Annotated in this window: 18 protein-coding genes; 7 read left to right on the top strand and 11 right to left on the bottom strand. The window is 64.9% G+C overall.

Annotated features, from left to right (window positions below; translation table 11 throughout):
* Positions 1-60 precede the first annotated feature (60 nt).
* The 4 genes from ABIB99_RS01815 to ltnD all read right to left on the bottom strand — a co-directional run bounded on the left by ABIB99_RS01815 (position 61) and on the right by ltnD (position 4,913).
* Positions 61-1,752, bottom strand: a complete 1,692-nt coding sequence (locus ABIB99_RS01815; RefSeq protein ID WP_063984694.1) for a methyl-accepting chemotaxis protein — start codon at positions 1,750-1,752, stop codon at positions 61-63.
* A 170-nt stretch (positions 1,753-1,922) separates the two neighbouring features.
* On the bottom strand, positions 1,923-3,200 hold the full coding sequence (gene otnK / locus ABIB99_RS01810; RefSeq protein ID WP_354174608.1) for a 3-oxo-tetronate kinase: 1,278 nt from the start codon (positions 3,198-3,200) through the stop codon (positions 1,923-1,925).
* Positions 3,197-3,979, bottom strand: a complete 783-nt coding sequence (gene otnI / locus ABIB99_RS01805) for a 2-oxo-tetronate isomerase (RefSeq protein ID WP_247308130.1) — start codon at positions 3,977-3,979, stop codon at positions 3,197-3,199. Before otnI ends, otnK begins: the two co-directional genes overlap by 4 nt.
* A 16-nt stretch (positions 3,980-3,995) precedes the next feature.
* Positions 3,996-4,913, bottom strand: coding sequence for an L-threonate dehydrogenase (ltnD, locus tag ABIB99_RS01800; RefSeq protein WP_354174605.1), 918 nt, complete (start codon positions 4,911-4,913; stop codon positions 3,996-3,998).
* A 105-nt stretch (positions 4,914-5,018) separates the two neighbouring features.
* On the opposite strand from ltnD, the gene otnC reads away from it, so the two are divergent.
* On the top strand, positions 5,019-5,693 hold the full coding sequence (gene otnC, locus ABIB99_RS01795) for a 3-oxo-tetronate 4-phosphate decarboxylase (protein WP_354174603.1): 675 nt from the start codon (positions 5,019-5,021) through the stop codon (positions 5,691-5,693).
* A gap of 184 nt (positions 5,694-5,877) precedes the next feature.
* Here the strand turns inward: otnC and ABIB99_RS01790 are convergent, their stop codons facing one another.
* From ABIB99_RS01790 to ABIB99_RS01765, 6 genes are all read right to left on the bottom strand, one after another.
* Positions 5,878-6,582: an ABC transporter ATP-binding protein gene (locus tag ABIB99_RS01790; RefSeq protein ID WP_354174601.1), complete on the bottom strand. Its 705-nt coding sequence runs from the start codon at positions 6,580-6,582 to the stop codon at positions 5,878-5,880.
* The gene (locus ABIB99_RS01785; protein ID WP_028146884.1) at positions 6,566-7,297 is read right to left on the bottom strand and encodes an ABC transporter ATP-binding protein; all 732 of its coding nucleotides are present in this window, start codon (positions 7,295-7,297) and stop codon (positions 6,566-6,568) included. The genes ABIB99_RS01790 and ABIB99_RS01785 overlap by 17 nt, the downstream gene beginning before the upstream one ends.
* Complete coding sequence (locus ABIB99_RS01780) at positions 7,294-8,277, bottom strand: branched-chain amino acid ABC transporter permease (RefSeq protein WP_063984699.1); 984 nt, start codon at positions 8,275-8,277, stop codon at positions 7,294-7,296. Before ABIB99_RS01780 ends, ABIB99_RS01785 begins: the two co-directional genes overlap by 4 nt.
* Positions 8,277-9,155, bottom strand: a complete 879-nt coding sequence (locus tag ABIB99_RS01775) for a branched-chain amino acid ABC transporter permease (RefSeq protein WP_354174598.1) — start codon at positions 9,153-9,155, stop codon at positions 8,277-8,279. Before ABIB99_RS01775 ends, ABIB99_RS01780 begins: the two co-directional genes overlap by 1 nt.
* A 150-nt stretch (positions 9,156-9,305) precedes the next feature.
* Positions 9,306-10,550 (bottom strand): ABC transporter substrate-binding protein, encoded by a 1,245-nt coding sequence (locus ABIB99_RS01770; protein WP_354174596.1) that lies wholly within the window; start codon positions 10,548-10,550, stop codon positions 9,306-9,308.
* An 89-nt stretch (positions 10,551-10,639) separates the two neighbouring features.
* Positions 10,640-11,455, bottom strand: coding sequence for a putative hydro-lyase (locus ABIB99_RS01765; RefSeq protein WP_166351160.1), 816 nt, complete (start codon positions 11,453-11,455; stop codon positions 10,640-10,642).
* A gap of 119 nt (positions 11,456-11,574) precedes the next feature.
* Between ABIB99_RS01765 and ABIB99_RS01760 the strand changes: the two genes are divergently transcribed.
* The 5 genes from ABIB99_RS01760 to ABIB99_RS01740 all read left to right on the top strand — a co-directional run bounded on the left by ABIB99_RS01760 (position 11,575) and on the right by ABIB99_RS01740 (position 16,581).
* Complete coding sequence (locus tag ABIB99_RS01760; protein WP_071915762.1) at positions 11,575-12,492, top strand: LysR family transcriptional regulator; 918 nt, start codon at positions 11,575-11,577, stop codon at positions 12,490-12,492.
* 31 nt (positions 12,493-12,523) lie between these two features.
* Positions 12,524-13,774 carry a Zn-dependent hydrolase gene (locus ABIB99_RS01755; protein WP_354174593.1) on the top strand — a complete coding sequence of 417 codons (1,251 nt, stop codon included), beginning with the start codon at positions 12,524-12,526 and terminating at the stop codon, positions 13,772-13,774.
* A 12-nt stretch (positions 13,775-13,786) separates the two neighbouring features.
* Positions 13,787-14,698, top strand: a complete 912-nt coding sequence (locus ABIB99_RS01750) for an NAD(P)-dependent oxidoreductase (protein ID WP_354174592.1) — start codon at positions 13,787-13,789, stop codon at positions 14,696-14,698.
* 11 nt (positions 14,699-14,709) lie between these two features.
* A complete protein-coding gene (locus tag ABIB99_RS01745; protein ID WP_354174590.1) occupies positions 14,710-15,783 on the top strand; it encodes a malate/lactate/ureidoglycolate dehydrogenase in 1,074 nt (357 codons plus the stop codon).
* A gap of 156 nt (positions 15,784-15,939) precedes the next feature.
* The gene (locus ABIB99_RS01740) at positions 15,940-16,581 is read left to right on the top strand and encodes a suppressor of fused domain protein (RefSeq protein ID WP_354174588.1); all 642 of its coding nucleotides are present in this window, start codon (positions 15,940-15,942) and stop codon (positions 16,579-16,581) included.
* A gap of 201 nt (positions 16,582-16,782) precedes the next feature.
* Here the strand turns inward: ABIB99_RS01740 and ABIB99_RS01735 are convergent, their stop codons facing one another.
* A complete protein-coding gene (locus ABIB99_RS01735) occupies positions 16,783-17,856 on the bottom strand; it encodes a tartrate dehydrogenase (protein ID WP_063984708.1) in 1,074 nt (357 codons plus the stop codon).
* 159 nt (positions 17,857-18,015) lie between these two features.
* On the opposite strand from ABIB99_RS01735, the gene ABIB99_RS01730 reads away from it, so the two are divergent.
* The gene (locus ABIB99_RS01730) at positions 18,016-18,792 is read left to right on the top strand and encodes an SDR family oxidoreductase (protein WP_063984709.1); all 777 of its coding nucleotides are present in this window, start codon (positions 18,016-18,018) and stop codon (positions 18,790-18,792) included.
* The last annotated feature ends 84 nt before the right edge of the window (positions 18,793-18,876 follow it).

Below are 18,876 nucleotides of genomic sequence, written 5' to 3'. Positions count from 1 at the left end.
CCCCAGCAAAAAAAGCGGCGCCCGCAGGCGCCGCCTTCAGAACTGCGATGGTTTCCCGGCTCAGGCCGCGCGGACGTTGGTCAGGAACTTGCTGACCTCGGTCTTGAGGCGGCTCGAGTCGTTGGACAGCATCTGCGCTGCCGACAGCACCTGCGAGGAGGCGGTGCCGGTCTCGGTCGCGCCGCGCTGCACGTCGGTGATGTTGGAGGAGACCTGCTGGGTCCCCTGCGCCGCCTGCTGCACGTTGCGGGCGATCTCCTGGGTCGCTGCGCCCTGCTCTTCCACCGCAGCCGCAATCGCCGAGGAGATTTCGGAGAGACGCTCGATGGTCGAGGAGATCTCCTTGATGGCGCCGACCGAGTCGTTGGTCGCCGCCTGGATGCCGGAGATCTGCTGGCCGATCTCGCCGGTCGCCTTGGCGGTCTGCTCGGCGAGCGCCTTCACCTCGGAGGCGACCACCGCAAAGCCGCGGCCGGCTTCACCGGCACGCGCCGCCTCGATGGTGGCGTTCAGCGCCAAGAGGTTGGTCTGGCCGGCGATGGTGTTGATCAGCTCGACGACGTCGCCGATGCGGGAGGCCGCCTTGGACAGCTCGCTGACGCGCTCGGTGGTGGCACGGGCCTGGCCGACGGCGTCGCCCGCCATCCGCGCTGATTCCTGCACCTGACGGCTGATCTCGCCGACCGACGAGGCCATCTCCTCGGTGGCCGAGGCTACCGACTGCACGTTGGTCGAGGCTTCCTCCGAGGCCGCGGCGACCGTGGTCGCCATCCGCTGTGAGCGGTCGGCGGTCGAGGTCAGCGTCGAGGCGGAGGCTTCGAGCTGCGTCGAGGCCGACGACACGGTCTGGACGATCTCGCCGATCATCGTTTCGAAATCGCGGGTGATGCCGTCGACGCGGCGGCCGCGCTCGATCTTAGCTTCGGCATCGGCGGCGGCGGCCTCGTCGGCGGCTTTCTTGGCGATCAAGGCTTCCTTGAAGATCTGGAGTACGTCGGCCATGGCGCCGATCTCGGTCTTCTCGCCGCGATGCGGGACTTCGGCGGAGAGGTCGCCCTTGCCGAGCGCCTGCATCGGCTGGATGATCGAGTTGATGCCGGCGGAGACGTCCTGGACCAGGTAGAAGCTGACGCCGATGCCGATGATCACGGCGGCGCCGAGGATGATCGAGACCAGCATGAAGGCATAGAAATAGCTGTCGGCGGCATCCTGGGCAGCCTGGTCGCCGCCCTTGGTGTTGAGATCGATGTCCTTCATCAGGACCTCATCCGACGCAAGGCCGATCTTGTTGACCGTCTTGGTGTTCAGCTCCTGCGCGTCATGCGGGACCTTGCCGGCCTCCTTGCGCGACAGCGCCATGACGTCTTCGGTGCCCTTCTTGTAATCGTCCCAGAGCTTGGCCCATTCGTTGTACAGCCGGCGTTCCTCGGGCGAAGTGATCATCGGCTCGTAGGCCTTGCGGGACTTGGCGAGCGCCTCGATGACGGTGCCGGCCGTCTTTTCGTTGGCGAGCTTCTCCTCGAGGGTCTCGGACAGCATGTGCTGGCGAACGACGTTGCGGTAGGTGATGACGCTGGCGCGGAGTTCGCCGAGCACCCGGACGCTGGGCAGCCAGCTCGTGGTGATGTCGGTGGTGTTGGCGTTCATCGACCGCATCTTCGTGACGGCGAGCAGGCCCATGCCGGTCATCGCGACCAGCAGGAACGCCACGACACTGATGATCTTGGCGCGAATGGAAATGGTGGCGAACATAATCGGGTCTCGTTGTGCTGGCGCGGGCGCGCGTCCGGGAGGTCTTAACAATCAACCAAAAGGAGCGACGCCGACATCAGACAACAGAGCGACTGAGCAGATGTTAACTACGACTCCGTTCGAGTACGGAGCCTGAAAGAAATGAACAGGCAGCTAAGAACGCCCTGCGCTCAGCGCATGAGCCCAAGCGCGTCCGCGAAGAATTCCGGCCCGCCGAAATTTCCGGACTTCAGCGCGAGCAACATATCGCCTGCTTCAGCGCCGACGGCGCGCAGCACCGGGACGCCCGCAGCGATCTCCGCACCGACCAGGAAGCCGGGAATCCCGAGGCGATCGACGACGGCGCCGGAGGTCTCGCCGCCAGCCACGACCAGCCGCCTGACGCCTGATTTGACTAGGTTTTCCGCAATGTCGGCCATCGCCTGCTCGATGGCGTGACCGGCCGCATCGCGGCCGTGGCGCGCCTGCAAGGCGGCGACCTGATCCGGTGTCGCGCTCGACGCGATCAGGACCGGACCGTCGGCTAAACGCGGCCTGGCCCAGGCGATCGCGCGCTGCACTTCGTCCGCTCCCGTAAGAATACGGTCCTGATCGAGATGGAGCACCGCCATGACGCGTTCGGCGTTGGCGATCTGCTGAAGCGTCGCCTGCGAGCAGCTTCCGGCGAGGCAGGCCGCCGGTCCGCTGACGGCGGCGTCCGCCCCGCCGCTGCCAGCGGCCGACTTGACCTTGCCCGTCGAGACGAGAGCCCGCGCCAGTCCGAGGCCGATGCCGGAGGCGCCGACCGACAGCCGATGCTGGGCAGCGACGAGGCCGATGGTCTCGAGGTCGCGGTCGAACACGGCATCGATGATCGCGGCACCGATGCCCTTGCCTGACAGTTCGGCCAGCCGAGCCCGCACGGCCTCCGCGCCGCGGGTGACGGTCGCGAGGTCGACGAGACCCACCTGCGTCTTGCTCTGGCGTGCCAGCACGCGCACCAGGTTGGAATCGCGCATCGGGTTGAGCGGATGGTCCTTGAGCGGGCTCTCGTTCAGCGGCACGGCGCCGACGAACAGATTGCCCTGGTAGACCGTGCGACCGGTCTCCGGGAAGGCCGGCGTCACCAGCACGACGGCCTCGCCGCTATCGGCGCGCAGCGCGTCCATCACCGGGCCGATATTGCCCGCATCGGTGGAATCGAAGGTCGAGCAGATCTTGAACAGCACATGGCGCGCCCCGCGGCCACGCAGCCATTTCTCCGCCGCGCGCGAGCGCGACACGGCAAGGCCCGCCTCGATCGAGCGGCTCTTCAGCGACACCACGACGGCGTCGACCTCGGGCAGCGTGAGATCGTCCGCGGGCACGCCGATAGTCTGCACGGTACGCAGGCCCGCGCGCGTCAGCGTGTTGGCGAGATCGGAGGCGCCGGTATAGTCGTCGGCGATGCAACCCAGTGCGAGCGTCACGGCTTCACTCCCGCATAAGGCTTGAACCAGGCGAGGCCATCGGTGGTCTTGCCGCGCGGATTGTATTCGCAACCGACGAAGCCGGTATAGCCGAGCCGGTCGAGTTCAGTGAACAGGAAAGGATAGTTCAGCTCCTCGCCGTCGGGCTCGTTGCGCGAGGGGACGCTGGCGATCTGGATGTGCCCGATGATCGGCATCATCTCACGCAGGCGGATGGTGACGTCGCCATGGATGATCTGGCAGTGATAGATGTCGAACTGGAGCTTCAGGTTCGCCAGTCTCAGTTCCTGGATCAGGTCGCGCGCGAAGCCGAAATCGTTGAGGAAGTAGCCGGGCACATTGCGCGCATTGATCGGCTCGAGCACGATATCGATGCCGTGCGGAGCGAAGAACTCCGCAGCCCACGCCACCGATTTGTAGAACGCCTCGATCGCGACGCGCTCGCCGCGGTTGGCAATGCCGGCCATCAAGTGCAGCCGCTTGACGCCGGTCGCCTTGGCGTAAGGCAACGCGGTCTCCAGGCTCGCCTTAAGATCGGAGAATCGCGCCGGCAGCGCCGCAAAACCCTTCTCGCCGGCATTCCAATCGCCCGGCGGCAGGTTGAACAGCGCCTGCGTCAAACCGTTGCGCTTGAGCCGCTCGCCGACCACTTCAGCCGGATGCTCGTAGGGAAAGAGGAATTCGACTGCAGTGAAGCCCGCTTGCGCGGCGGCGTCGAAACGGTCGAGGAACGGCACCTCGGTGAACATCATCGAGAGGTTGGCGGCGAAACGGGGCATTGGAATCCTCTTGGCTTTACTTGTCGCCGGGAAGTTTGACGCCGGTGACCTGCGCGTACATGCGCGCCACCGAGGCGTCGTCATCGCGGCCCATGCCGGCAGCTGACGTCATCAGGAACATCTGGAGAGCGGCGGCCGAGACCGGCACCGGGAAGCGGGCGCTGCGCGCCATGTCCTGGATGATGCCGAGGTCCTTGACGAAGATCTCGACCGCGCTGCGCGGCGTGTAATCGCCGTCGAGCACGTGCGGCATGCGGTTCTCGAACATCCAGGAATTGCCGGCGGAGGCCGTGATCACCTCATAGACCTTGCGGATGTCGAGGCCCTGCTTGGCGGCGAACGCCATCGCTTCGCTGGCGGCGGCGATATGCACACCGGCGAGCAACTGGTTGATCATCTTGAAGGCGGCGCCCTGCCCTGCGGCATCGCCGAGCTCGTACAGTTTTGCCGCCATGGCATCGAGCGCCGGCCGTGCCTTTGCAAAGGCAGCGGGACTGCCGGAGGCAAGGATCGTCAGTTCGCCTTGGGCCGCGCGCTGCGCGCCGCCGGAGATCGGCGCATCCAGATAGTGACGGCCGGTCGCCTCCAACTGCTTTGCGAGGCGACGGGCCACATCCGGGTCCATGGTTGCGGAGGACAGGAAGACGCTGTCCTTCGGCAGGGTCTCGGCGACGCCATCCTTGCCGAACAGGATGGTCTCGGTCTGCGCGGCATTGACGACGACGCTGACGACGATGTCGGCGCCCTTGGCCGCTTCCGCCGGCGTGCTGGCGCCTGCGCCGCCGTCCTTCACGAAACGCGCCACCGCGTCAGCCGAGACGTCGCAGCCGGTCACAACATGACCAGCGCGCTTCAGCGAGGTCGCCATGCCGAACCCCATCGAGCCGAGCCCGATGACCGCGATACGCTGATTTTGTGACGTGGAGGCGGACATGCAACTGACCCTTGCGAACGTTTCCAGGACGGCCGCCCTTTGCGGCGGCTCACTGATCCGAATAACACGGCTTGGCCGCGCTGCCAAAGCGTGAGACAAGCGGGCATGACGGCTATGAGCAACGAGACCCGGCTGCGTGAGGATATCTGCCGCTTCGGACGGTCCTTGTTCGAGCGCGGCCTGACACCGGGCTCTTCCGGCAATATCAGCGTCAAGATGCACGACGGGGGTTGGCTCGTCACCCCCACCAACGCCTCGCTCGGCTTCCTCGACCCGGCGCGACTGTCGCGGCTGGACGCACGGGGGCGCCTCCTCTCGGGCGATGCGCCGACCAAGGAAGTTCCGCTGCACACCGCGCTCTACGACACGCGCGAAAGCGCGCGGGCGATCGTGCATCTGCACTCCACCCATTCGGTCGCGCTCTCGATGCTGCCCGAGATCGACCCGCGCGCCGCGCTGCCACCGATGACGGCCTATTATCTGATGAAATGCGGCGCCACCGCGCTTGTGCCCTATTACCGCCCCGGCGATCCCGCGGTTGCGGATGCGATCAAGGGACTGGCGGGCAAATATTCATCCGTGCTGCTCGCCAATCACGGCCCGGTGGTCGCCGGCGACACGCTGGAGGCCGCGGTGTTCGCGACGGAGGAGCTGGAGGAGACGGCGAAGCTGTACCTGCTGCTGCGGGGGGTGAACCCGCGGTATCTGTCGCCGGAGCAGGTGAAGGATCTGGTGAAGGTGTTCGGGGTGACGCTGCCGGAGCATGGGCACGAGCACTAAGCTTCGTGCGGTCGAGAGTCGGGCAGGACCGCCCCGCGCAACGCTGTCATTCCCCGCGAAGGCGGGGAATCCAGTACGCCGCAGCTTATCCGTATCTCTCTGACGTCTCTGGAATACTGGATCGCCCGATCAAGTCGGGCGATGACACCGAGAGTGTGGGACGCGCGCGCCCAACACTTTGCAGCTACAGCCCCAGATACGCCTTCCGTACGTCCGGGTTCCCCCTGATCTCCGCGGCCGGGCCCTGCATCAGCACGCGGCCGGTTTGCAGGATGTAGGCGCGGTCGGCAATTTCGAGGCACTCGGCCATGCGCTGCTCGACGATCAGCACGGTCATGCCGGCGTCGCGGATGCGCAGTACCGCCTGGAAGATTTCGTCGACCAGCTTCGGCATGATGCCTTGCGAGGGCTCGTCCAGCATCAACAGCCGCGGGCGCGTCATCAGCGCCCGGCCGATCGCGAGCATCTGCTGCTCGCCGCCGGACAGCGTCTCGGCGCGCTGCTCCAAACGTTCCTGGAGACGCGGGAACAGCGTGAAGACGAGGTCGAGCGGACCTTCGCGGTCGGCGTCACCGCGGTACAGGTAACTGCCGAGGCGGAGATTGTCGCGCACCGACAGGCGCGGGAACAGGCGGCGATTCTCCGGCACATAGGCGATGCCGGTGGCGGTGACGTGATGCTGCGCCATGCCGTCGAGGCGCTTGCCGTCGAACGTCACGGAGCCCGAGCGCGGACGCTCAGCGCCAGCAATGGATTTGAGCAGCGTCGACTTGCCCGCGCCATTGGCGCCGGCAACGCAGACGATCTCGCCCTTCTGGACCTCGATCGAGACCGCGGAGATCGCGACCAGACCCTGATAGGCGGTCGTGACTTCATGCACCGACAGCATGACGATCTCCCAGATATGCGCTGATCACCTTGGGATCGCGGACGACGTCGGACGGCTTACCCTCGACCAGCACCTTGCCGAGGTCGAGCACGATGGCGCGGTCGACCAGTGGCATCACGATCTCCATGACATGCTCGACCATCAACACGGTGATGCCGGCATCACGCACCTTGCGCACCAGCGCGACGCCGGTCTGCGCCTCGGTCGGCGTCAGGCCGGTCAGGACTTCATCCAGCAGCAGCAGCTTTGGTTCGGTCGCCAGCGCACGGGCAACTTCGAGGCGGCGTTTCTCGGCCGGCACGAGGTCGCTCGCGAGCACGTCGGCGCGCGCGGCAAGGCCGGTGAATTCGAGCACCTCATGCGCCTTGCGGCGTGCCTCGCGCATCACGGTGTTGCGCACGAGAGCACCGACGATGACGTTGTCGATAACAGTCATGGTCTCGAAGCTCTTGACCACCTGGAAGGTGCGCCCGACGCCACGCTGGCAGCGCTCGGCCGCCGGCATGTTGGTGACATCCTCGCCGTCGAACCAGATCGACCCTTGCGTCGGCGGCAGGACGCCGGCGATGAGATTGAACAGCGTCGACTTGCCGGCACCGTTCGGCCCGATCAGACCGACGATCTCGCCGCGGCCGACCGAGATTGAGACATCGCTGTTGGCGACGAGGCCGCCGAACCGCTGCCAGACGCCGCGGGTTTCAAGGAGCGCAGTCATCGCGTAGCTCCTCTTGCTTTCGAACGGGAGAACAGGCTCACCAAGCCGCGCGGCAGGGCCAGCGAGATCGCGACGATCAGGGCGCCGTAGACGATGAGGTCAACGCCACGGCCTGAGCCACCGATATAAGAGCGCGTCAGCTCCGTCATCGGGATCAGGATGGCAGCCCCAAGCACAGGCCCCCAGAGGGTGCCGATGCCGCCGAGCACGGCCGGCAACGCCATCAGCAGCGAGAACTGGAAGCCCATCACGCTTTCAGGGTCGATATAGGCGAGAAACTGCGCATAGAACGCGCCGCCGATGGCGACGAGGAAGGCGGAGACCGCGGCCGCGCCCATCTTGGAGTTGAACACGACGACGCCGAGGCTCTCGGCCGCTTCCGGATTGTCCTTCACCGCGCGCCACCAAAAGCCCCATTTGGAGTCCTCCAGCCACCAGGTGACGAACCAGGCGAGGCTGCACAGCACCAGCGCGAAATAGAAGTACGGCAGCTTGCTGCGCATGAACTGGAATTTCAGCCAGCTGTCGCCGCGCACGGGAACAGTGATTCCCATGGCAGCCCCCGCCCATTCCCAGTTCTGGAACAAGAGCAGTCCGATCTCGGCGATGACGATGGTCGCGATCACGAAGTAATGGCCGCGCAGGCGGAAGAAGGGATAGCCGAGCCCCATTGCGATGATCGCCGCAATCACGCCGCCGGCGAGCATGCCGAACCAGGGCAGCACGCCGAACTTGGTGAACAGCAGCTCGGTGGTGTAGGCGCCGATGCCAAAATAGAGCGCGTGCCCCAGCGAGATCTGTCCGCAATAGCCGGACAGGATGTTCCAGCTCTGCGACAGCGCCGCATACATCAGGGTCAGGATCAGGATGTTCTGGACGTAAACATCCTTGATCAACAGCGGAGCCAGCGCTGCGAGCCCGGCCAGCACTGCGGCGATGATGAGGTCGCGGCGGCGCCGCGCTGCAAAAGCCTTGTCCATCACATCGACCCGAACAGGCCGCGCGGCCGGATGAAGACGACGAGGAGATAGACGGCATAGATGCCGACGGACTTCAGCGATGGCGGCAACACTAGCGCGGTCACCGCTTCGACCAGGCCGACAATGATGCCGCCGGCGAAGGCGCCGAACACGCTGCCGAAGCCGCCGAGCGCCACGGTGACGTAGGCGATCAGCGCGAACGACGCGCCGACATCGGGATAGATGTAGAAGAACACCGCCATGATCGCACCGGCGAGACCGACCAGCGCGGCGCCGAGGCCCCAGCCGAACGCGAACACGCGGTTCTTGTCGATGCCGACGAGCGCAACGGCGCCGGGATCCTCGCGGGTGGCTTCCAGCGCGCGGCCGAAGTCGGTGCGGTGGATGAAGAGGTAGAGCCCGGCGAAGGCCGCGATCGAGACCAGCGCACCGATGAGCTGCGGCTCGGGCAGGAAGATGCCGGCGACCGAGATGGTTTTACCGCCGAGCCAGGACTGTGGAATGCTGCGATAGTCCGGCGTGAAGAAGTACTGCGCGAGGCCGCGCATCACGATCGCAAGGCCGAAAGTCGTGAAGATCTGCACCATGCCGGCATTGGCCTTGGCCCGCATGGCGAAGCGTACAAGGAGTAGATAGACCACCGCTCCGAACACGAACATCGCCGCGGCAACCAATGGGGCCGACAGCAGGGGATCGATCGCGAAGAACGCGAACAGAAAGAAGGACAGGTACATCGCGATCATCAGGAATTCGCCATGGGCGAAGTTCGTGACGTCCATCAGGCCGAAAATCAGCGCGAGGCCGACCGCGATCAGTCCGTAGAGCAGGCCCATCAGAAGGCCGCTCGCGAGACTCTGGATAATGGCTTGAGCTGTCAAAAGTCGTCCCCCGAAATAGATCCTCATCCTGAGGAGCGCGCACCAGCGCGCGTCTCGAAGGATGGCCCAGCCCTCGTCCTTCGAGACGCGGGCTACGCCCGCTCCTCAGGATGAGGGCGGGAGCTACGTCCGAGCTCCCGCTTCCCAATCTTACTTCATCGGCCAGGTCGCTTCCGCAATCGCGGCCTGCGGCGGGAAGATGGTGACGAACTTGCCGCCGATATATTGCAGCAGCACCGGGTCGGCGTCGTTGTTCTGGCCGGCCTCGTCGAACTTGACGCGCTTCCAGGGCATGATGGTCTGCTCACCCGGGATGTCGGTCGCAGCCAGTGCATCGCGGATCTTCTCGCCGTCGGCCGACTTGGCGCGGTTGATGGCGTCGGCCAGGATGATCAGGCCCATGAACTGGCGCGAGGTCAGGTCGTTGAAGTCCTTGCCCGAGCGCGCCTTGAACATCTCGTTGATCTTGCCGACCATGGGACGCTTCTGCGCGAGATCGAGCGAGAAGGTGCCGCGCGAGATCACGCCTTCGAGCTTGTCGCCGACGGCATCATAGAGCGCCTTCTCCGAGAAGCCGGCGTCCTGCGCCACGATCGCGTTCGGCTTGTAGCCGAGCTCGCCCATGGTCTTGACGAGCAGGATGCCGTCCGTGGTGTAGCTCGAGGGCATCAGCACGTCGGCATTGGCGCTCTTGAGCTGCTGCACCTCGGCCGACAGCGACGGCGAATTGGCGCGATACTTGATGTCGGTGACGATCTTGTAGCCGCGCTCGCCGGCGATCTTGGCCTGGGCGTTGCCGGAATCGGTGCCGAAGATGGTGTCCTCGTGGAACAGCGACAGCGTCTCGATCTTGGTGCCCTTCTTCTTCAAGGCATCGAAGAAGTCGAACATCGCAGCCGAGTACATCTCGTCATGCGGGGCGGCGCGGAAGTAATATTTGAGGCCGCGGCGATGCAGGCTCGGCGAGGAGTTGTCGGCGGAGACGAACGGGATCTGGTAGCGTTCGCAGATCTGGCTGACGGTGACGGCGACCGCGCTTTGATAGGTGCCGATGATCGCGGAGACCTTCTCCTGCGTGATCAGGCGCTCGGCCTCGGCGCGGCCCTTTTGCGGATCGGCCTGGTGGTCGGCGAACACGAGGCGGACTTTTGCGCCGCCGAGGCCCGGCAGACCCTCGCCCTTGGCCAGCGGCAGATCGAAATCCGTGTCCTTGTTGATGACCTCCAGCGCGGTCTCATAGGCCTTCTGCGCGTCGACGCCCTGCTGCGCGCTGCCGCCGGAGAACGGATAGATCACGCCGATCACGACCTCGGAGGTCTGGGCGCGTGCAGCGAGCGGCACCAGCGCGGCAGTGGCTGTGGCACCAAGCAGCACGTCACGGCGAGAGATCGTCATGGCAAAGTCCCCTGTTACTAAATTTCGACTGATCGAATGGAGCGATTGATGGATGCGGTAAAGCCCGAAGAAGCAGCAAACGCTGCCTACTAAATCACGGCCATGTTCCGGTTCTTCAGATCCGTCACCAGCATCAGGCCGGGCGAATGCGTGATCGCGAACGGCAGCCTGGCGGCGTTGATCACCGATTGCGGCGTCACGCCGCAGGCCCAGAACACCGGGATCTCGTCGTCGGCGACGGGCACGGGATCGCCGTAATCCGGCTTGGCGATGTCCTTGATGCCGATCAAATGCGGATGGCCGAGATGCACGGGGGCACCGTGCACGGCGGGATAACGCGAGGTGATCTGCACCGCGCGGATCGCATCGGCCGGCTTGAACGGACGCATCGACACCACCATGGGACCGGCGAACGGACCGGCCTCGCCGCAGGCGATGTTGGTGCGGTACATCGGCACGCGCACGTTCTGCTCGATGTGGCGGATCGGCATGCCCTCGTCGAGCAACGCCTCTTCGAACGAGAACGAGCAGCCGAGCACGAAGGTCACGAGATCGTCGCGCCAATGCTTGGTCACGTCGGTCGGCTCGTCCACCACCTCGCCGTCGCGCCAGATACGATAACGCGGCACGTCGGTGCGGATGTCGAGATCGGCGCCGAGCGCGGGGATGTGCGGGCTGCCGACGTCGGACATGCCGATGATCGGGCACGGCTTCGGATTGAGCTGGCAGAAGCGGTGAAAGGCGCTGGCGTATTCGGCCGGCAGGATCGCCAGATTGCCCTGGACGAAGCCGGGAGCGACGCCGGCGGTAGATCCGACCTGGCCGCCGCGATAGGCGAGCCGTGCCAGGCGGCTCGGGAGCGTGTCGGGCGTTTCAGTTTGCTGCGCTGCCACCAAAACAGTCATTTGATCGACCTGCCTATAAACTCGACAAAGACAGCCAACACCAAGCATGCTATAAAGTCTAATCTTCCTTTCTAATCGATCTTGATAAATTAGATTTATCGATCGGGAAAATCCTTCTCATGCTGGACTTCAGGTCGATCGAAACCTTCCTCTGGGTTGTGAAGCTCGGCAGCTTTCGCGGCGCCGCAGCACGGCTCAATACGACCCAGCCGGCGATCTCCCAGCGCATCGCCCAGCTCGAGCGCGAGATGGGCGTGAAGCTCCTCAATCGCGATCATCGCGTTGCTTCGCCGACGCCGAGCGGCCGGCAGATGATGGTCTATGCCGAGAAGCTGATCGGTCTGAGGGCGGCGATGATCGCCGAGATCGGCGACCGCTCGGCGATGCGCGGCGTGATGCGCCTCGGCGTCGCCGAGACCATCGTGCACACTTGGCTGCCGCGGCTCGTCAAGAGCATGAACGAGGTCTATCCGAACCTGTCGCTGGAGATCGAGGTCGACATCACGCCGAACCTCACTGCGCGCCTGCTCGCGCAGGAGATCGAGCTTGCCTTCGTGGTGGGGCCGCTGTCGGCCTCGGGCGTCCACAATCGCGTGCTCGCGGATTATCCGATCGGCTTTCTCGCAAGCCCCTCGCTCGGGCTCGGCGACGGCCCGGTGACGCGCGCCGACCTCGCGCGGTTTCCGATCATCACCTTCCCGCGCAAGACCAGGCCTTACGAGGTCGTGCGCGAAGTCTTCGACCGGCCGGAGCTGCCGCCGATCCGGCTGCATGCGTCCGCATCGCTGGCGACGGTCATTCACATGGCGGTCGAAGGGCTCGGCATCGCCGTGATCCCAGATGCCATCGTCGAGAACGAGCTCGCCGACGGGCGGTTACAGCTGCTCGAAACCGATCTCGCCATAGCGCCGCTGACATTCACAGCGAGCTGGCTCGCCTCGCCTGACGTCGTCGCGGTGGAGCGCGTCGCCGAGCTCGCGCGGCAGATTGCGCAGAGCAGCCTCGCGGTTGACGAGTCCGCGCCGGCGCGTCATTGAAAAAGCGCCGGACAACCGAGAGACCGACCGCATGAGCCGAGCCGCCACCAATCTGCAAATCGATTCCGCCCGCCTCTGGGGCTCCATCCACGAGACCGCCCAGTTTGGCGGGACGGCCAAGGGCGGTGTGCGGCGGCTAACGCTGAGCAGCGAAGACAAGCAGGTGCGCGACTGGTTCCGCAAGGCTTGCGAGGACGCCGGCCTCGAGGTGCACACGGACGCGCTCGGCTCACAGTTCGGCCTGCGCAAGGGCCGCGACATGACTAAGCTGCCCGTCGGCATCGGCTCGCATCTCGACACCCAGCCGACAGGCGGCAAGTATGACGGCATTCTGGGGACGCTCGGCGCGCTGGAGGTGATCCGCACGCTGAACGACGCCGGCATCGAAACCGAAGCGCCGATCTGCGTCGTCAACTGGACCAACGAGGAAGGCTCGCGCTTCGCACCGGCGATGATGGCCTCCGCCGCTTACGTCGGCGATTTCACCACCGACGACATCCTGTCGCGCAAGGATATCGACGGCACGACCGTCAGCCAGGCGCTCGACAGCATCAGCTATCGCGGCGACAAGCCGGTCGGCTTCCAGAAGCTCGGCTGCTTCGTCGAGCTGCACATCGAGCAGGGTCCGATCCTCGAGGCCGAAGGCAAGACCATCGGCGTGGTCGATTCCGGCCAGGGCGTGCTCTGGTACGACGGCAAGATTTCCGGCTTCGAGAGCCATGCCGGGTCGACGCCGATGCCACTGCGGCGCGATGCGCTCGCGACGCTCTCCGAAATCGTGCTGGCGATGGAGGCCATTGCGAAGAAGCATGGGCCCAAGGCAGTCGGCACCATCGGCGAGGCCGTGGTCGCAAACCCATCGCGCAACGTCATTCCCGGCGAGATCGCCTTCACCATGGATTGCCGCAGCGCGGATGGCGCCATCATGGACGCGCTCGATCGCGATCTGCGCGCCGCCATTGCCGAGATTGCCGCGCGCCGCAAGGTCGAGGTCAAGATCGACCTGGTCTGGCGCAAGCCGCCGACGCATTTCGATCCCAAGCTGATCGCGGCGGTCGAGAACGCAGCGAAGACGCTCGGCTATTCCTCGCGCCGCATCACCTCCGGCGCCGGCCACGATGCCTGCAACCTCAACACCGTCATGCCGGCGGCGATGGTGTTCGTACCCTGCAAGGACGGCATCAGCCACAACGAGCTGGAAGACGCCACGCAGCCCGACTGCGCCGCAGGCACCAACGTCCTGATGCATACCGTGCTGGCGATCGCCGGCGTCGCGTCCTGATCGGAGAGAGCCATGCGCGGAGTTTTCGTCGACGCCAACGAAGCCCTCGCCGTGATCATGGAGCGACTGGAGAAGCCCGGCGACCCCAAGGTGCGGATTCACAGGGATCCCGACATCAAGCCCGAGCAATATCCTGAAGTCCTCGATGGTGCGGAGATCGCTATCGTCGACCACACGGCGCTGCCGACCGAGGTCGCGAAGAAATGCGCCGGCCTCAAGCACGTCGTGTTCCTCGGCACCGGCGCGCGCAGCTACATGAATCCGGAAGAACTCGCCGAGCTCGGCATCTCCGTGCATCTGATCAAAGGCTATGGCGACACGGCAGTCGCAGAGTCCGCGATCGCGCTGATGTGGGCCTCGGCCCGCGTCATCGCGATGATGGACCGCGAGATGCGCGTCGGCAATTGGCTGCGCGAGGATGGCATGCAGCTCACCGGCAAGACGCTCGGCCTGATCGGCTTCGGCGGCATCGCCGCGGAAGTCGCACGAATTGCGGTCGGCTCAGGCATGAAGGTGATTGCCTGGAACCGGTCGCCAAAGAGCCATCCGGGCGTCGAGTTCACCGATCTCGACACGCTGCTGGCGAGAAGCGACGTCGTGTCGCTGCATCTGCTGCTCAACGACGAGACCCGCGGCATGATCACGCGCGAGAAGATTTTTGCGATGAAGCCCGGTGTCATCCTGATCAACACCGCGCGTGCCGCGGTCGTCGACGAGCAGGCGATGATCGACGCGCTGAAGTCCGGCCACATCCGCCATGCCGGCCTCGACGTCTTCAACACCGAGCCCCTGCCCGGCGACCATCCGCTGACGAAGATTCCAAACGTGACGCTGTCGGCGCATTCGGCCTTCCGCACGCCGGAAGCCAGCGAGGACCTCATTGAAGCGGCATGGGTTCATTGCCGCCGGATTGTGAAAGGATAAGAGCAACTACAATGGCCGACTACCGCACCATCAAGGCAGAGCCGCTCACCAACGCCATCCGCGCCATCGTCAAGGCGGGCGGGTCTACGGACCGCGAAGCCGAGCTCGTGTCCACCAACCTCGTCGAGGCCAATCTTAGAGGACATGACTCGCACGGCGTCGGCATGATCCCGCGCTATGTCCAGAGCGTCACCACGGGCGGCCTCGCCGTGAACGCGCACGTCAAGATCGTGCTCGACACCGGTCCGCTCCTCACGCTCGACGGCCTCACCGGCTATGGCCAGGTGATCGGGCACGAGGCGATGGAGCTGGCGGCAGAGCGCGCCAAGCGCAACGGCGTGTGTCTCGTCGGCCTCTCCAACTCGCACCACATCGGCCGCATCGGCCATTGGGCCGAGCAGTGCATCGACCACGGGCTGGTCTCGATCCACTTCGTCAACGTGATCTCGCGCCCGATCGTGGCGCCGTGGGGCGGCAGCGATGCGCGCCACGGCACCAACCCGTTCTGCGTGGGCATCCCGCGCAGGGGCAAGGACCCGATCGTGCTCGACTTCGCCACCAGCAGGATCGCGCAGGGCAAGACCCGCGTCGCCCACAACAAGGGCGTCGAGCTCGAGCCCGGCACCATTGTCGACAACGAAGGCAAGCCGACCACCAACCCGCGCTACACCGTGATCCCGCCGCACGGCGCCATCCTGCCGTTCGGCGAGCACAAGGGCTCCGGCCTCGCACTGGTGTGCGAAATCCTCGGCGGCGCGCTCTCCGGCGGGCAGGTGGTCAAGGGCCCGTCCGACGGCAAGTACAACGTCCTCAACGGCATGCTCTCGATCGTCATCGATCCGGACAAGCTCGGCACCGGCGACAACCTTGCGAGCGAGGTCGAGAGTTTTGTTGCCTGGCACACCGGCTCGCCGCCCGCTTCCGGCGTCGACAAGGTGAAGATCGCCGGCGATCCCGAGCGCGAGACCAGGAAGAAGCGCCTCGCCGAAGGCATTCCGGTCGACCCGACCACGTGGCAGGAAATCCTGGAGGCCGGGACGAAGTTCGGGCTGGATCAGGCGGCGATCGAGAAAATCGCGGGCTAGTCGGGAACGAAGCGCATCTCGCAGAATACTTCCGGCCGAATGCACAATCGCGCAAGAAGGTATGGACCACGGCGAATCGTCGCCGTGTCCGCGGGACGGATTTGAACCGGCCCGCGTTGTCTTGCGACAACGCGGATATCCCGCCCCGAGGTTCGCATGCTTTCCCGTCTCGCAAAACTCATGTCCGGCTCAAGTCGGCCGTCCCGCGCGGCCGATCTCTACCAGCAACGGCTCGCCATCTACGAAAGCGAGCTTGACGAACCCGAATACAGCTTCACGGACAGCGCCGAGCGCCGCATCGACATCCACGCCTTTGGCCGCGATTTCGTGCCGGTGTGCCAGGAGGGATCTGACGAAGGTTATGTGCTTCTGACCAACGGCATGAGCGAACAGCGAATGCCGGGGGTGCATGGGGACGCAAAGCCACGTGCCGAGCTGATGTGGTATGTCCGGAAGCCGACAGAGGAGGTTTGCGCCAATCTGCGCTGGCTGGCCAATCTGCCGTTCATCGACACGACCTGGTTCGGTTTTGGTCATCGCGTCGCGCTGCCGTGTCCGCCGGTTGCAGGAACGGACTTCCAGACGTTCCTGTTTCTCACACCGATCATCGGCCCCGATAAGCAGATCGCCGAGGCGCTGGAGATCGCGAGCGATCCCGTGGAGATCCTGACCGTGAACCTGATCTCGCATCAGGAGCTCGGCCTCATCAAGTCCCGGGGACTCGACCCGTTTCTCGATCTGCTCGACGAGAACGATTATCCGCCGATCTTCGATCCGACGCGGAAATCGTATGTGTAGAGCGCGCCCAAAACACCGCTGCCCCTTTCCTTCTCCCCTTGTGAGAGAAGGTGGCGCGAAGCGCCGGATGAGGGGTTCTCTCCGCGAAGAAAAACTTCTCGGACGGGAGGCCCGTCTCTGCGGAGACAGACCCCTCACCCGTCTCGCCGCTACGCGGCGAGCCACCCTCTCCCACAAGGGGAGAGGGGAAGATCTGCCGCCTCAATCCACCATATCCGCAACCGCCTTGCCGCAGGCGGTGGTGTCGGCGTTACCGCCGAGATCCTTGGTGCGCAGCGTGCGTTCGGCGAGAGTGCGCTCGATCGCATCGACGATCGACTTGCCGGCTTCCTTCTCGCCGAGGTGCTCGAGCATCATCGCGCCGGACCAGATCGCGCCGATCGGGTTGGCGATGCCCTGCCCCGCAATATCAGGCGCCGAGCCGTGCACCGGCTCGAACACCGAGGGGAAATCGCCCTCGGGATTGATGTTGCCCGATGGCGCGATGCCGATGGTGCCGGTGCAGGCCGGGCCGAGATCGGAGAGGATGTCGCCGAACAGATTCGAGCCGACCACGACGTCGAACCAGTCGGGATGCAGCACGAAGTTCGCGGTCAGAATGTCGATGTGGTACTTGTCCCACTTCACGCCCGGAAACTTCTTCGCCATCGCCTCCACGCGCTCGTCCCAATAGGGCATGGTGATGGAGATGCCATTGGACTTGGTCGCCGAGGTCAGGTGCTTCTTCGGCCGCGACTGCGCGAGCTCGAAAGCGAATTTCAGGATGCGGTCGACGCCGATGCGGGTCATCACCGTCTGCTGCGTCACGAACTCGCGGTCGGTGTCCGGGAACATGCGGCCGCCGACGGAGGAATATTCACCTTCGGTGTTCTCTCGCACCACCCAGAAATCGATGTCGCCGGGCTTGCGGTTCGCCAGCGGCGACGGCACGCCGGGCATCAGCCGCACCGGGCGCAAATTCACATACTGGTCGAACTCGCGGCGAAACTTGATCAGCGACCCCCACAGCGAGACGTGATCCGGAATCTTGGCCGGCCAGCCGACGGCGCCGAAATAGATCGCGTCATGCTTGCCGATCTTTTCTTTCCAGTCGTCCGGCATCATCTGGCCGTGCTTCTCGTAATAGTCCCAGGACGAGAAGTCGAAATGGTCGAAATGCAGGGACACCCCGTGCTTCTTCGCCGCTGCCTCCAGAACGCGCAGGCCCTCGGGCATCACTTCCTTGCCGATGCCGTCGCCGGGAATGACTGCAATCCGGTATTGTTTCTTGCTCATCGAGAACGTCCCTGGTTGGTCCGGCAGCCGCCGCCTTTTTGACCGCACTGCAATGGACCAAACTCGGCAGCAGTGCAACGCTGCACTGCAATGTTGACCGTGGCGCGGCCGAGCGCCTACTGGTTTGATCCTGATGTTCCCACCGAGCGAGTACCCTTCATGGATCTGCATCTGCGTGGCAAGCGCGTCCTGATCACAGGCGCGTCCAAAGGCATTGGCGCAGCCGCCGCCGAGGCGTTTGCCGAGGAAGGCGCAAACCTCCTGCTCGCCGCCCGCAGCGGCGACCAGCTCAAGGCGCTGGCGGACCGCCTGCGCTCCGCGCACCAGATCGATGCCGCGACGAGCATCGTGGACCTGCGCAAGGCCGAGGATTTGGCGCGGCTCGCGAGGGAAGCCGCCGACATCGACGTGCTCGTCAATAATGCCGGCGACATTCCCGGCGGCTCGATCGACAAGATCGACGAGGCGACCTGGCGGCACGCCTGGGAATTGAAAGTGTTCGGCTACATCAACCTGACGCGGCAGATCTACGCGCAGATGAAGGCGAAGGGCGGCGGCGTCATCGTCAATGACATCGGCGCGGCCGGCGAAAAATTCGACGCCAATTACATCTGCGGCAGCGCCGGCAACGCCGCATTGATGGCCTTCACCCGCGCGCTCGGCGGCAAGAGCCTCGCCGACAACATCCGCGTGGTCGGCATCAATCCCGGCCCGGTCGGCACCGATCGCCACGTCACCCTGCTCAAGACGCGGGCAAAGCACCAGTTCGGCGACGAGAGCCGCTACAAGGAATTCCAGAAGAGTCTGCCGCTCGGCCGTCCGGCGCATGCGCGCGAGATCGGCGATCTCATGGCGTTCCTGGCGTCTGATCGCGCCGGATATACGTCGGGGGTCATCTATACCGTGGATGGCGGCATCAGCGCGGGCTGGGGTTAGTTTTTCCCGTCATTGCGAGCGCAGCGAAGCAATCCAGGAATGCATCCGCTGTGGCAGTTCGGATTGCTTCGCTGCGCTCGCAAT

This window comes from Bradyrhizobium sp. LA6.1 (genome assembly GCF_040547805.1).
GTDB lineage: Bacteria > Pseudomonadota > Alphaproteobacteria > Rhizobiales > Xanthobacteraceae > Bradyrhizobium > Bradyrhizobium barranii.
The sequence above is the reverse complement of the archived record's forward strand: the minus strand, read 5'-3'. Positions and strand labels throughout refer to the sequence as shown.